The sequence below is a fragment of the Agarivorans sp. 2_MG-2023 genome, assembly GCF_030548085.1.
Taxonomy (GTDB): domain Bacteria; phylum Pseudomonadota; class Gammaproteobacteria; order Enterobacterales; family Celerinatantimonadaceae; genus Agarivorans.
This window is the reverse complement of sequence record NZ_JAUORQ010000004.1, coordinates 146505-160772: the sequence shown is the minus strand read 5'-3', so window position 1 is coordinate 160772 and position 14268 is coordinate 146505. Positions and strand designations below refer to the sequence as shown.

The 14268-nt window shown below is 42.2% G+C and carries 13 protein-coding genes; 3 read left to right on the top strand and 10 right to left on the bottom strand.

The features are described from left to right. Nucleotides 1–40: 40 nt before the first annotated feature. A complete protein-coding gene (locus Q4549_RS07795; protein WP_303550878.1) occupies nucleotides 41–835 on the bottom strand; it encodes a PEP-CTERM sorting domain-containing protein in 795 nt (264 codons plus the stop codon). 357 nt (nucleotides 836–1192) lie between these two features. Here Q4549_RS07795 and Q4549_RS07790 point away from each other — a divergent pair, with 357 nt between their 5' ends. Beyond that, nucleotides 1193–1627, top strand: coding sequence for a DUF4174 domain-containing protein (locus Q4549_RS07790; RefSeq protein ID WP_303550880.1), 435 nt, complete (start codon nucleotides 1193–1195; stop codon nucleotides 1625–1627). A gap of 59 nt (nucleotides 1628–1686) precedes the next feature. Here the strand turns inward: Q4549_RS07790 and Q4549_RS07785 are convergent, their stop codons facing one another. The 6 genes from Q4549_RS07785 to Q4549_RS07760 all read right to left on the bottom strand — a co-directional run bounded on the left by Q4549_RS07785 (nucleotide 1687) and on the right by Q4549_RS07760 (nucleotide 7657). Beyond that, nucleotides 1687–2442, bottom strand: a complete 756-nt coding sequence (locus Q4549_RS07785) for an oligogalacturonate-specific porin KdgM family protein (RefSeq protein ID WP_303512872.1) — start codon at nucleotides 2440–2442, stop codon at nucleotides 1687–1689. A 72-nt stretch (nucleotides 2443–2514) separates the two neighbouring features. Beyond that, a complete protein-coding gene (locus tag Q4549_RS07780; RefSeq protein WP_303550882.1) occupies nucleotides 2515–3765 on the bottom strand; it encodes an alginate lyase family protein in 1251 nt (416 codons plus the stop codon). A 707-nt stretch (nucleotides 3766–4472) separates the two neighbouring features. After that, nucleotides 4473–4910 carry a dCMP deaminase family protein gene (locus Q4549_RS07775; protein WP_137674652.1) on the bottom strand — a complete coding sequence of 146 codons (438 nt, stop codon included), beginning with the start codon at nucleotides 4908–4910 and terminating at the stop codon, nucleotides 4473–4475. Between the two features lie 109 nt (nucleotides 4911–5019). After that, nucleotides 5020–6603, bottom strand: coding sequence for an EAL domain-containing protein (locus Q4549_RS07770; protein ID WP_303550885.1), 1584 nt, complete (start codon nucleotides 6601–6603; stop codon nucleotides 5020–5022). Nucleotides 6604–6797: 194 nt separating this feature from the next. Beyond that, nucleotides 6798–7430 carry a DUF2959 domain-containing protein gene (locus Q4549_RS07765; protein WP_303550888.1) on the bottom strand — a complete coding sequence of 211 codons (633 nt, stop codon included), beginning with the start codon at nucleotides 7428–7430 and terminating at the stop codon, nucleotides 6798–6800. Next, nucleotides 7427–7657 (bottom strand): hypothetical protein, encoded by a 231-nt coding sequence (locus Q4549_RS07760; protein WP_137674649.1) that lies wholly within the window; start codon nucleotides 7655–7657, stop codon nucleotides 7427–7429. The genes Q4549_RS07765 and Q4549_RS07760 overlap by 4 nt, the downstream gene beginning before the upstream one ends. A gap of 213 nt (nucleotides 7658–7870) precedes the next feature. Between Q4549_RS07760 and Q4549_RS07755 the strand changes: the two genes are divergently transcribed. Both Q4549_RS07755 and Q4549_RS07750 read left to right on the top strand, forming a co-directional pair. Beyond that, the gene (locus Q4549_RS07755; RefSeq protein ID WP_303550891.1) at nucleotides 7871–9004 is read left to right on the top strand and encodes an exonuclease SbcCD subunit D; all 1134 of its coding nucleotides are present in this window, start codon (nucleotides 7871–7873) and stop codon (nucleotides 9002–9004) included. After that, complete coding sequence (locus Q4549_RS07750; protein WP_303550894.1) at nucleotides 9004–12066, top strand: SMC family ATPase; 3063 nt, start codon at nucleotides 9004–9006, stop codon at nucleotides 12064–12066. The genes Q4549_RS07755 and Q4549_RS07750 overlap by 1 nt, the downstream gene beginning before the upstream one ends. A 67-nt stretch (nucleotides 12067–12133) precedes the next feature. Here the strand turns inward: Q4549_RS07750 and Q4549_RS07745 are convergent, their stop codons facing one another. From Q4549_RS07745 to Q4549_RS07735, 3 genes are all read right to left on the bottom strand, one after another. After that, the gene (locus tag Q4549_RS07745) at nucleotides 12134–12970 is read right to left on the bottom strand and encodes an outer membrane protein OmpK (RefSeq protein ID WP_303512889.1); all 837 of its coding nucleotides are present in this window, start codon (nucleotides 12968–12970) and stop codon (nucleotides 12134–12136) included. A gap of 292 nt (nucleotides 12971–13262) precedes the next feature. Continuing rightward, nucleotides 13263–13424, bottom strand: coding sequence for a pleiotropic regulatory protein RsmS (gene rsmS / locus Q4549_RS07740; RefSeq protein WP_303550896.1), 162 nt, complete (start codon nucleotides 13422–13424; stop codon nucleotides 13263–13265). A 76-nt stretch (nucleotides 13425–13500) separates the two neighbouring features. Continuing rightward, on the bottom strand, nucleotides 13501–14268 hold the full coding sequence (locus tag Q4549_RS07735) for a DUF2057 domain-containing protein (RefSeq protein ID WP_303550899.1): 768 nt from the start codon (nucleotides 14266–14268) through the stop codon (nucleotides 13501–13503).

The window sequence follows — 14268 nt, the reverse complement described above, 5'->3', positions numbered from 1 at the left end:
CAAAGCGACAGTATGGTTAGCCATACTGTCGCTTTTTCGTTTAGGGTTTGCCTACTGCTTTTCTAACGATTAATGCGCTTAAGCCCAGCAGTATTAGCCAAATTGAAGTTGGTTCAGGTACTTGGGCTGGTAGATTTTCGTCGCCACTAATGACGATATCGCGAAAAGCAAAAGCTTCGGCACCACTATTCTGCGCTGCGTTAAAATACAGGCTAAATACCGAGCCACTGCCATTAAGTGATTGTTCTAGTGTTTGGAACTGGTTATTTAAACGCTGGTTGTTAATAAGCAAAGGGTCGTTTAATACCTGCTGATTGCCATTGGCTAAACGGTAGCTTTGATCGGATTGCTCATCTACAACACTCGAAAACAATGTGCTTACTGGTGCTGCATCAATCGAGTAGGCAAAGCTGAATATGTCTGAAGATTCAAAGTCACCCATTGCTGCCATAGCAATAGAAATCGAGTTGAGGGTAAAACCCGCAATGTTGAAATGCCAAACTGCTTGAGCGCTGCCGCTTGGATTGTTTGGGTTAGCAACATCAGTAACACCAAAAAACGTATCGGCGTCATTTTGAGTATCAACAATGCCCAAGCTATCATTGGCAGTGGTTAAACTAGTGTCTAACAAACTATTTGGGATAGTGGCGCTTACTCCAACACGGTACTTCTTAAATCCGTCTTGCTCACTATTAAACTGCTGCTCGTAAGGGTTGCTGTGCTCAATAAGACCTTGGCTGTTGCTATTAAGCATATCGTAGGCAATTACTGAGGCGAAGCTGGGGCTACTTAGTAACAACAAGTAAGCAGGTAGAACAGTGTTGGTTTTAAGCATTTGGCATTCCTTTTAAAGTGAACACCAGCAATATCAATAATTAAGCCAGAAGCAATAAATTCATATTTATCAATGGGTCGCAAAGACTTCCTCAGATCTTTTTGTGTGAGTGTAAATTAAAGTGACACTTTTGTTACTAAGGTTTCTTTGCTTATTCATGATATTAAATAACATTTAACTCAATAGATGGGTATTTGCACGGCCTAAAGTTTTTCTATAAGAAAATTAAAGGCTTAATATAAAGGGTCATTATGCTGTAAAGAAATCTGACTACCTCCAATGAAATAACTGTAGATAAATTGAACTAAAGCTAAGGCTTAAACGTTCTAATAATGGTTAAAAGCGAGGATAACGTTTATGAAGAACTTACTAGCTTTACTCATGATTTGTTTTAGCGCTTATTCGCAAGCTTACCCTTTAGAACATAATTATTGGTCACATCGCAGTGTTTTATTTTTCGCTCCGCAACAAGACCAGTATGTGGAAAAATTTGAAGCGGAAGAACTACGCTATCGGTGCCAAATCAAAGAACGAGACATGGTGGTGTTGGTGGTGACCGAAGATGCTAAAGCCATATCTAGCGGCCATTTAGATGATGATGGGTTCGAATATCTACGTAATAAATACCAAGCCAGTCTGAAACAATATACTGCGGTGTTAGTGGGTAAAGATGGCCGAGAAAAATATCGCTGGGGGGCAGAAACTGATTGGCAAAAGATCTTTTCGATTATCGATGCGATGCCGATGCGTCAGCGAGAAATGCGGGATGCTCCTAGCGTGTGTTCAGCCTAAAAAAAGGGCCAAGTAGCGGAGCTACTTGGCCAAAAAAGGAATGCTAAGGTTTTATGAAACTAGAACTTGTATTTAACACCAATACGGGTTTTAAGTTGGCGTTGATCAGTTTTAGAGCTTACGCTTGAATTCCAAAATTCTACGTATGGACGCCATTTTTCAATTTGGTAACCAATGAAGATACCCGCATCCCAGTTGTCATCACCGTTGTTAAATTGTGCATCTTTAGCTTTACCAGCTTCTGCATCCCACTCGTACTCGTGGCTCTTCCAGTAGTTTGCTTCATAATCTAACTTAAGGTTAGGCATGCTTTTAACTTTGTAGCCACCGGTTAAAGTGATTTTAGATTTGTTCCACGTTTCACCATTCTCTTTACCATCAGCATATTGACGGATTTCGTAACGGTAACGAAGCGCGGTTTTTAAACCAAAGTCAGAGGTGTAACCTACACGAAATTGTGGTTTGTAGGTGATACGCTCAGAACCAAAAGTGATTGGCATACCAGGTTGGATGTACCACTTTTTGTTTAGTTTATGACGGTAGCCAAAATCAAATTCAGAGTCGCCACGTTGTAGGTTTTCTAAGAAGCCACCAGGAGTGCCATCTACTTTGTCACCGCTGAAGAATTTCATTTCTACGCTGTAGTACACTTTGCCTTGGTCACTAACTTTGGTTGAGTCACCAATCTTAATACGGCCAGCGTGGTCTTCTGATTCATGTTTGTACTCAGTACGGATATCAAGCTGTCCAGCGAACGCAGTACCGCTAAGGAATACAGCGGCAATGGCAATTGGTAACGCTTTCATTTTATTCATAATAAATTCCATTTCTATATTTGGGGGCTTATTGTTAAGCCTCGGTTTTATATTTAAGGAGTAGGGTTAAAATTATTTTCTTGGGTAGAGCAACTCTATGTCGCGTTCAGCCCAAATTTCTGCGAGGTTTTTCTTTACGGTGTATTTCGAGAAATCTCCTGATTTAGACAGAGCAAGCAAGCTTTCATCACTCATTCCTAAACCAGCTTTACGGTAAATAGGTATCATACGCATAGTGCGAGGCGTCTTTTTGTGTTGATAAGGCCATCCCTCGGCGTTGTCATGATATTGTGCAACTAAATCAATACCTTTCTTCAGCGAAGCGCCAGTAGTTGATTGATAGCTCCATAGGTCTATACCTATTTTTTCACCTACTTGAGCAACACCGGCTAATGCATCTAAATTAAAGTAGCTGTAGTGGTAAGAACGGGTTCGGCCTAATTCGTGAGGCTGAGTGCCGTCAGGCATAAACTGAGTATCAATTCTCATTTTGCCTTTTTCCACTATGTTCATTGCAACGGATTCTTTTCCTAGAAAGTACGAGATGCCAGCTACCTGCAAGTCGTACCAAGAACCATGGTTGTTTTCAGCGTAAGCTTCGCCTTTAGGGCCGCCACCTAATTCGCTGGTGAGCAACCAGTTTAAGTACTCGCTATACCATTGGTTGATGCCTTTTTCATCGGCTTCTGTCCAATTAGGTGAGGTAGATACCATTGCAACGGCATCTAACATTCGGTCAGCAAATGAACGTGAATCGATTAAACCACTACGGCGACCGTCAGCACGGCCAGGAACACCTTGTGCGAAGTTCATATTCGGGTTCATACGTGTTTCAGGATTTAAGAACCAAGTTCGAATATAGTCGATAGCGGTTTCAGCATATTTCTCGTCTTGGCTAAAGTAATAAGCAATTGCCAAGGCGCGAACTGAACGGGTAAATTTACCTAGGCGTTTTGAATCGGTTTCGCTGGTCTTAGACGCAGGGTTAACTTTGCCATCGTGGCGGATCCACGGTAGTCCATCGGCTTTATTTTTATCAGGCCACCAATATGGACTAATACTTAAGTAATCGTTTTTGTCACCACTTGGCGGTGTCATGCCTTTATCGGTTACAGAAAAGGGGCCTGCTTTTGTCGCGTAACCCGCTTCTTCTAATAAGCGCTCATAACTCAGCTTCATAGACGCAGGTGCCGCATCAGAATGAAGTAAAGCACGGTTCTCTTTAAGAACACTTTCGTTCACAAATACAAATTCAGCTGCTAAAGCTGAAGAGCTAAAAGCAAAACAAACTGCAAGTGCCAGAGGCTTATAATTCGTCATCATCAATCCTTATGGGTGACTTCGATTACTGTATTAATGTAATACAAATATGCTATTGCGATTTGCGATAGTTATCTGTGAACCTGATCAGGTTATTAAATATTCTTGTATGATTAATAGTAGAAAGGTCAAAAAGTGTGGACTTGATAGAGAAAATTGTAAAAAACTGTGAGCTTTTCGCAGTAATTACTCAATTGGCGGTGTTTATTTGAGCAGCTATGTGAAGCCCTTAAGCTTTGTGCTTTACATTATTGAGTAAAATGTTATTTGGCGTTGATTGTCGTTTTCATTTTCAGTGTCTATCACGATCAAACCCTTGAATCCAGACGAGTTAGCATAAAATGTGAGGCGATGAAAAGTATAGCGACTTAAGTAAATAACTGATTTGCGTAAGTTCTTAGCTATTTAACGTAAGTTAAACTTAGTGCCGTCAACAATGTTAACTAAGCGATAAGTGATACAGCAAGGTCATTTAGCGGTTAAACAAAGTGAGAGGGATTAGTGTTAGGGAAGTGGAAGCTTTACTCTTTTACTCATGGTTGATTTTGGGCTCATTTTAATCTTAATTGTACGACATAACTTCATTTAGCTGAGTGTTCGCTAGATTAAAGCTTCACCAGCACTCTGAATTCTGAAAACGAAATAGAATAAATATAAAGCCTTGTATGAGAACAAGGCTTAGGAGAGCGTAATGGTAGAACTAAGTGTTTCTATTGGCTTAAAGGTAGCCAATCTACTTGTACACCGGCCTGGCTAAACATGTCTTCGCTGACTTTGATTTTGTCGCCCCAGCGAGATAAAAAATCTTCACTTTGTTCTGGGCAATGCACAGTACTAATGCCGGTTTGAATGATCTTGGCCGCGCAATTAGGGCAGGGGAAATGAGTGACCCAAATTTCGCAACCAGACAAATCGCGCTTTGCAAACAGAATGGCGTTCTCTTCGGCATGCAAGGTTTTAAGCAGTTTCATTTCTCTATTGTCGGTTTCTGCACTGTCTGAGATACCGTGGGGATAGCCATTAAATCCGAGAGAGACTATTCGGTTATTTTCGGTGATTACTGCACCTACCTGGGTAGAAGGGTCTTTACTCCAAGAACCTACCAGTTCAGCCATTTGAAAAAAGCGTTGTGCCCATTTAGAAACCATATTGCTTAACTCCTTTGTTAACGGGGCTATTGTGCGCAAGTTCCAATGTGCTTGCAAGTTATCATAAGGTAATGATTTCTCAACTAATCAAGGTGTAGTTTTAAGGTCTCTATGCCGTAAAGTTACTAATGGCCTGAGGTTTACCGTATAGCCACCCTTGGTGAAAACTTACGCCCTTCGAAATTAAGTATTCTGCTTGGGCCTTTGTTTCTACGCCTTCGGCGACCAACTGTAATTGTAAATTTAGTGCTAAATCTATGACTCCATTTAATACTTTTGCTTGCGGAGATTCAGTGCCAATGGCGACAACAAAACTACGATCAATTTTTAAGGTATCTAATGGTAGTTGTTGCAAGTATTGCAGACCCGCGTAACCCGTTCCAAAGTCATCAATCGCCAGTCTTACACCTTGCTGTTTAAGCTTTTGCAGTGACAGTTGAACCTGCGGTGAATCTATTTCGACCAATTCTGTTTCAGTGATTTCTAAGCAAAGGTTAGGGAAATCAGCATGTGCGGCTAACACTTGGCTAATAAATTTAGGGCTTTTTAAATGTTGCCCAGTGATATTAATGTTTACTTTAATCTTTGGGTATTTTGCCAACAAGGTGTGTAAATCACGTTTTAGATTTTCGATAACTTGTTCTGTTAGCGCCACCTGTAGTTGATAACGATCTACATCTGGCAAGAAGGAATCAGGGCTGCGGAGGCCGTCTACTGGGTGCATCCAGCGAACAAGCGCTTCTACAGCGACTAATTGATTATTTCGAGTATCAAAAATGGCTTGATAAAAATTTACGAACTCTCGATTCTTCAAGGCTACTTTTAAGCGTGATTTTTGACTCAAACGGCGGCTACGGTGCCGATATGCCAAAAAAGTCATGCTACACAGTAAACAAGCAAATAAGCTCACTTGCAGCAGACTTAAGCAATAAATACTTTTGTAGAGCTCGTGAATGGGTCGGCTTGAGATAAGCGATAAACCCGGTAGAGCTGGGAACACCTGGACGATATAGAAACGCTGTACCCCATCGTCAAATAGCCTAGCGCCAGAGGTTTTACTTTGTTGGAGAGGGAATAACTGGGTAGAGTTATGCAACGGCAGGCTGTAGTCTCCTATTTTGAATAGCGGCGATCCGGTTTTACTATCGCTTAAGGCTATGGAGTCACTGTGATGATTTGAATCCATTAAAAATGCACGAAAAACATCTAGAGGGATTGCGGCGTTTATTTCGCTTCCATCATGGCGGGTTTGGGCCACTATCATTGCTAGTTCTTCGGTGTAGTCTAGTACGGCAGGGCCAAAGTATCGAAGGGTGCTATCGCTAACTGGTTTAAGTACATCTAAAGGAGGGCTAACCGGGCCCCAGCTGCTGCAAGTGAGTTTACCAAATGGGCTGACTATGCCCATTTCAGCAATGTAAGAAATTCGAAAATGAGTTTTGCGTAAGGCGACTAAGGTTTCTTCAGAGCAGTGAGTATTAGCGCTGTCTAGAAGTGAAAATTGCTGAGCAATCGCATTTAAGTTATGGCTAATGTTATTGAAATTGGTTTGGTAATCGTGAATAAAGGCTTCGCGGCGTTGCTGCTTGTTGTTTTCAATTATCCAAACATAAGCTATCGCAATAGGTAGCAGGCTACACAGTAGTGCCAAAAGTGCAGGTTTAAAATGAAACCTTCTGATTATGCTGAGCATTTGTTGCCACCTTGAATGCAGAGTATTGCCATTACGCACGAAAATGCTCTCGCGCTTGGAAACAGACAATAATTTTGAGTGGCAAATTTACTGCATTTTTATGAAGGAATTGTTACAGAGAGGGCTAAGCAGAAGATTGAGAAACGAGTGCGTAAATAAAAGGCTACAATTGATGGTTTTGTAGCCTCTAGGGTTTACTTCATGGTAGCAATAAACTTATCTGACTCAGCTATCGCTTTGCTCATTTGCTGAATCACGTCAGCAACCTCTTGCTCTAAGCGTACGAATTCTTTGCCTACAGAGCCAATAGCTCGCGCATTTAGATTGTGTTTTAAATAAAGCTGATTGTCGTTTAAACGACTTAACACCGGCGCCATTTGTGATTCGGCTCGGCGCATTGCTTTTAGCATTGCTGCATAGCGCTTTTTAGTGTCGGCGAGTTGAGTTTCGCTTTCCGCTCTTAAGCTGGTTGATTGATATTGTTCCAGCTCGCCTTGCCATTCATCAAACAAGGCTTCGGCCACGCTATCAACTTCATCAATGCGCTCACTCACTAGTTCAGCAGCTGCTTTGGAATCTTTATATTGATCATTTACTTGGTCGTAAATAACTTCTAAATCACCGCCATCAAAATTGGTCAGCGTTTTAAGGTGTTCTAACGCAGAAGTAAATTGTTGCTGCGCATCTTGTTGGCTTTCTTGAGCGTCTTCAACTCGGTCGACCAAAATCTCACGTTTGTGATAACCCACTTTTTCCATGGCCGAGTAGTAAGTAGATTCACAGCCAACAAGGAAAATGAGCAACAAAAAGGGCGAGAGCAGTTTCATCGAGAACCTCCTGGAGAAAAGCGCGCAGCATCAATAATGGCCCAAATATGAACGATAACGGCAATAATCACCGGAAATACTACCAGCCACAGTGCGTAACCTGCAGCGGTAAAAATAAAGAATAGTATTGCTGGCAGTATACGCCCTTGCACCAATTGGCCAAGACCCGGGATAAAAAAACTACATATGGCGGCGAGTACATTGCCGGTAGAACCTTGTTCAGTCACAGCTCTTCCTTGAAACGAGATAAATAATCTAACTTATGTTGCCAGAGTATTTAATCGGGCGCGAGTTTAGTTAGCCATTTTTGCTGTAATGCTGTCCAGTGAGGCGAATAGGCTTAGTTTTGTCGTTGGCTTATTGATTGTCATCACTGATAATAAGCATCAGCTTTTTTGGGAAAAATCTTTTTTCTCATTTACTTAGACCACGGATATTGAATGAAATTTCTCCATACATCAGATTGGCATTTAGGCCGACAGTTGCACAATCAATCTTTGCTTGAGGATCAAGCCTTTGTATTGGAACAGATTGTGAGCTTGGCCAAGCAGCACGATGTTGATGCATTAATTGTTGCTGGAGATATCTTCGACCGCTCTGTTCCTCCTAGCCAAGCAGTAGCACTATTAGATGAAGTATTACACCAATTAGTTAATGAGTTGGCGATAAGCGTGATTATGATTGCGGGTAATCACGATGGCGCTCAACGCTTAGCTTTTGCTTCGCGGCATATGCAAAATTTACATATCGTAGGCCCCTTAAAGAATCAGATAAAACCTATCATGATTAAGTCTAAGGCTGGTGAAAACACAGCGTTTTATGGTTTACCTTATGCAGAGCCTGCAACGGTAAGAGAGGTATTTGATTGTGAGGTGTCAAGTCACCAGCAAGCCATGCAAGTGCTGCTTGAACAAGTCAGCGAGCACGATAGCCAAACAGCGAATAAGGTTGTTATCGCTCACTGTTTTTTAGATGGTGGGGATGAATCTGAATCTGAGCGGCCGCTCAGTATTGGCGGTGCAGACAAAATATCACCGAACTTATTTACTCCTTTTTCTTATGCTGCACTTGGCCATTTACATGGGCCTCAATACAAAGGTGAATCGCATGTGCGTTATTCTGGTTCGCCACTTAAATATTCGTTTAGCGAACAGCACCAAAACAAATCAATAACCTTGGTTGAACTGAATGGCGATGATTATCAATTTGAATTATTGCCCTTAAAACCCTTACGTGATGTACGCATTATTGAAGGAATGTTAGACGACGTTATTAATGCAGGCGCAACAGACATTAATAACAGCGATTATTTAATGGTAAGGCTACTTGATAAGTCCGCCATATTAGATGCAATGGGCAAATTAAGAGACGTATACCCCAATGTATTACATTTAGAACGTACCGGTTTAATGGCAGAGAATCAGCAGTTGGCTTTGCATCGTGAGCATGTACAAAAAGGTGAGTACGACATGTTTAGCGATTTCTTTTCTCAGGTATCGGGAGAAAACTTGAGTGACGAGCAACAAAGCTTGCTAAAAGCCACCATTGAATCACTCCACACTGGAGACCAATAATGCGCCCCATTAGCTTGCGCATGAGCGCTTTTGGTCCGTTTGCTGGCACCGAGTTTATTGACTTCTCTCAGCTAGGACGCAACCCGCTGTTTTTGCTTAACGGCCCCACTGGCGCCGGTAAAACCACCATTTTAGATGCGATGTGTTTTGCCTTGTACGGTAAAAGCACCGGAGATGAACGAGAAGCAGCACAAATGCGCTGTGATTTAGCCGATGAATCACTGCTTACCGAGGTGGTTTTTGAATTTGAACTTGGCCAACAGCGTTATCGTATTCGCCGCGTGCCTGATCAAGAACGGCTTAAAAAGTCTGGAGACGGAGTTACCAAGCAAAAACCAGAAGCGCAGTTGTCCAAAATAGCAGACGACGGCAGCGAAACCTTATTGGTACCGGCTAAAGTATCTGAAGCAAATAGCGAAATAGAAGCGCTAACGGGTTTAGACGCAGACCAGTTTCGCCAGGTGATGGTATTGCCTCAAGGCAAATTTAGGCAATTGCTAATGGCTGACTCTAAAGAGCGAGAGAAGATCTTTAGTCAGCTTTTTCAAACGCACATCTACAGAAAAATTGAAGACAGCTTAAAAAGCCAAGCTGCCAGTATTCGAACCGCCGCTGCTGAGCAGAAAAATATTCGCGAAGGTATATTGCATAGTGCTGATTTAAGCGAAGAACAGGATTTACAGGAAGAACTTGCAACGTTGGATGAAGCGCTTAACACTGCAAGCAATGATAAAGCGCAGTCAGACAAAGCGTACGATGAAGCGAGTAAGCAGTTTGAAGTAGCCAAGTTACTTAGCGCAGACTTTGAGCAGCAGGCTAGCTTAAAAGCATCTTTGGCTTTACTGACTAAACAAAAGCCTAGTATAGACAAGCAACAACTAAACTATGACCAAGCGAAGGCTGCTCGAGCAATAGAGCAATTTGACACAGATTATCGCGTTCGTTTTAACGAAGCTAAGCAAGCAAGCCTAGCGCAAACCCAAAGCGAAACCGAATTAAGCCAAGCCAAGCAAAGCTTGGACGATGCTGAGCAGTTGTTTAAGCAAGTTCCTGAGAAAGAAGCGCAGCTAAATGTTGCTCAGGATCAGCTTCGATCATTTCAAAGCTTTAAGCCTTTATTGGAAGAGCTAAATAAATTTAATGGCTTACATAAGGCTGAGCAGCAGAAGCTTGATCTGCAAGCTGAACAAGGTAAAGCGCTAAAGCAGCAGTTTAGTAATACCACTGAGCAAAAAGCCAAGCTGCTTCAACAGCAAAGTGAATTACGCCAGCAAGCTGATACTCAGGCCGCAAAGCAAAAGATTTTGGGCGTTGCAGAGCAAAGCGTAGAGCAAGGTAAGCAATTAGCTGCATTAAATAAGCAACTGGCCGAAAGCCAACAGGCCATAGAACAGTCAGCTGGGCAGGGCAAACGCTTACGAGAGCAACACCAACTTGCGGAACAATTTGCAAACCAAACAGAGTTTAATTGGCACCAAGGCCAAGCGGCCATTATGGCAAAACGTTTAAACCAGGGGGATGCGTGTCCTGTTTGTGGTAGCCAAGAGCATCCGCATTTGGCAGTAAGTGATGATGAACTGCCGAGCGAGGGTGACGTAAAATACGCGAGAGAAAGTGAGCAACAAGCTAAAGACAAATTAGTAGAAGCACGCCAGCAATACTCGGTGTTAAAAGCGCAATTATCTGAGTGGGAAGTTCAGCAACAAAGTTTACACCAGCAAATGGCCAGCAAGGCTAGTTTGTCGCTACCAGCGCTTACTGCTGAGTTGGAACAGGCGCAACAAGCCTTAGCTACTGCCCAGCAAGCGCATAAAAAAGTGGACGAACTGCAACAGCAGATTGAACAAACTATCCAAGCTGAGCAAGCACTGCAAAATAAAGTTGAACTTGCTAAAGACGCTTACCGAAACATTAAAGAGCAAATGGGTGTTTACCAAGCGCAGCATGAGCGAGCTGAGCAGAATCTACCTGAGCAATACCGAGAGCCTCAATTGCTGGAACAGGCAATTGAGCAGCAAAGTGCTAAAACTGAAAGTTTGAAACAAAACATAAGCACTGTTAATCAGGCTTATAATGCGGCAAGAGAAGCGTTAAGTGCAAAGCAATCGGGCGCTGCGGCTGCCAAGCAGAGCCTTAAGCTCGCTCAACAAACCTTAGGTGAAGCTAAAACTACTTTTAGTGAGCAGTTAGCCGGTTCGTGTTTTGATAATGAGGGGGCGTTTAACATAGCCCTTAACAGCTTAAGTGATGAAGAGTTCTCTGAGTTAGAAGCACTGTTGCTGTCATTTAATCAAAACCTGACTAAAACCACGGTTCTTTTTGAACAGGTCAAAGCTAAGCTCAAAGGTAAAAAACAACAAAATGTAGAAGCCCTAGAGCAAGCACTGGTAGGGCATTTAGCGCTGCGTAATCAACACGATGTTCAATGGAATAAACTAAACAGTAGGCAGCAGACTTTACAAGATATTCAACAAAAGCTGCTTGGTGCGGATAAAAATGCAAAGAGTTTGCAGGCAAAGTATAACGTTGTCGGCACCCTGGCTGATGTTGCAGACGGTAAAACCGGCAATAAAATCAGTTTGCAGCGCTTTGTATTAAGCGTGTTATTAGACGATGTATTGCTGCAAGCAAGTCAACGTTTACAGTTAATGAGTAAAGGGCGTTACCAGCTTATTCGTAAAGAACAACGGGCAAAAGGCAATAAAGCCTCTGGTTTAGAGCTAGAAGTCGAAGACAGTTACACCTCTAAAGTTCGCTCGGTAGCCACCTTAAGTGGCGGCGAAAGCTTTATGGCTGCGCTAGCCATGGCATTAGGTTTGTCAGACGTTGTTCAAGCTTATGCCGGTGGTATTAAGTTAGACACCTTGTTTATCGACGAAGGCTTTGGCAGCTTAGATCAGGAGTCGTTAGATCTAGCTATTCGCACCTTAATTGATTTACAAAGCTCAGGGCGAATGGTGGGCGTTATTTCTCATGTGGCTGAAATGAAAGAACAAATAACCAGCCGAATAGATGTATTAAAACAGAGTGGCGGTAGCACAACTCACATTGTTGTGCCTTAACAAAGTCATAAAAAAGGGTAGCTTACGCTACCCTTTTACATTGCTACTGACTCAAGCTACACGGTAATTATATTTTGTAGATGATTGCAAAGTAGTGACCGAATCCAGTGGTTTCTTGAAGTGGACCAGTAGGGTACAACTCAGCACCATCTTTCATGCCATATGTATCGTAAAAGTATTTAAGGCCGTAACCTGCTGAAAAGCGGTCTGAATGCCAGTAGATACCGTGGTAAGTTTGACCACCTGAGGTGGTGCGGTTTGCTTGGTCTGAATATCCGTCAGCACCAAACATATGATCCCAGTAACCCTGGTATGAAATAAAGCTATCATTTTCGAAGAAGTAAATTGGTTTGAACCAGTTGGTAGAAAACTGGTAACCATTCCATGAGCTTTCGTCATCGTTACCGAAGTTTTTTGCACTGTAACGAGCGTACAGGTTCATACCCATTTTGCCCAACCATGGCACATTTACGTCAGAACCAAGACCAATAAAATGCTCTTGTTGTTCTTGACCAAAGTTGTTTAAGTTGGCGATGTAAACTTCTTGAACTGGACCAAATGACAAGTCTTTACCTGTCACTGCATCTAACGAAAGACGAGGGGCAAATTTCATGAACATGCCACCCGTTTCATGTTTAGTGCTACTGCTGCTATTGGTGATGTCGAAAACATCAACGTAACCGTAGAAATCGAAGTAGCCAGAACGACCACCAAACTCCATTTCTAGGTAGGTATCTTTGTAGCCTTCATTAACATTGTGCGGCTTTTGATCGATGGTATGCATAAGGTTGAATTGCATCCATTTGTAATCGCCAGCATGTACGTCTTCTTTTGGTTCAACAGCGTTTGCTGAAAAAGATGACACGGCAAATAGTGCAGCGCTAATCAGTCCAAGTTTTTTCATTAGGGTAGTTCCTTGTTCACATTTAGGTGAATTACCGAGTGTGTTTTGTTTTGAGTACGGCGGGAATTCTATAGATGAAGGGAACTAAAGTTCAGAGATAGATCACAAAAAACTGCGCAGTAATTGCTCAATTAAATTATATTAACCCTATATGTGTATGGTTTTTGGCGTTAGATAAAAAAATAACTAAAATTTTATATAAAAATCAACATTGTTTTAGTTATGGGGTTTAGCGCTAAAAAGAGACGGCTTGTCCAAAGAAATATGAAATAGTGGCGGGTTATATAGATTTTTATTCTTTGGTGTTTTTAGATTTTTCGAGCTTGTGTTGATAGTCGTTACCAATAATCTCTAAAGCTTTTAATACCACCTCTGGTTCGATTTGGTTTTCTTCGAGTAATTGAATGAGATCAACGGCCAGCTGAACATGTTTGGGTGCGGAGGAAAGAGACATCAGTGACCTGCGGAAGACTATTGAGGGGAGAGGATAAATTAAGGCTTGAGTTAACGATTTAACTCAAGCCTTACTATTATTGCTGTTGGATTACCCAAATTTGAAATGCTTTACGGGTTGCAGCGTCTGAACGCTGATACCAAAACTGTAGCATTTGTAATTCAGTGTTATCACCACTAGGCATTACTACATCAGCTTCTGGAGCAGCAGCGGGCTCGTTACTAGCAACGGCAACTGTTGTTGCTACCACTGCTGTAGCCGCAACGGCACTATTAGTAGTGGATGTTGATGCTGTAGTTGTTGGCTTCGCCTTAGCGGTATTGCTAGCCGCAACCACTGTGCTGGTAGTGGCAACTGCTGCAGCCGTTGTGTTTGCTTGTGTTGCTTCAATGGCGGCGATTTCTTCTAGGTAATCACGAGAGAATTGCATACCTGACTTTAACGGTAAAACGTAGTGCGTAGAGTCAACCGAGCCACCATTTTTGCTTTTTAAACTAAACGTAGGCTTGTCTGCGAACTTCTTGGCCTTACTAATGCTACGTGGTTGTTTAGCGGATAAAACGATGTCTTGGTTTTCTTTAACATTTAGATTGATAACAATCGGTTGAGATTTAATGATTTCAGAATTGCTATTAGAGCCAACATTGTCACTGTAACGCACGACAATTTGATGTGGACCAGTGGTGAGGTCGGCGTCTGTTTTGCTTAAACTAAAAGTACCAGTTGACTGTTTATCTACATACATAATCTCGAAATGAGTCGGTGTAGAAAAGCTTGCGGCTAATGCATTGAAGCTGGCGATACAAGCAAATGTTAATGTTACAGTCTTCCCTAAGAATCGCAT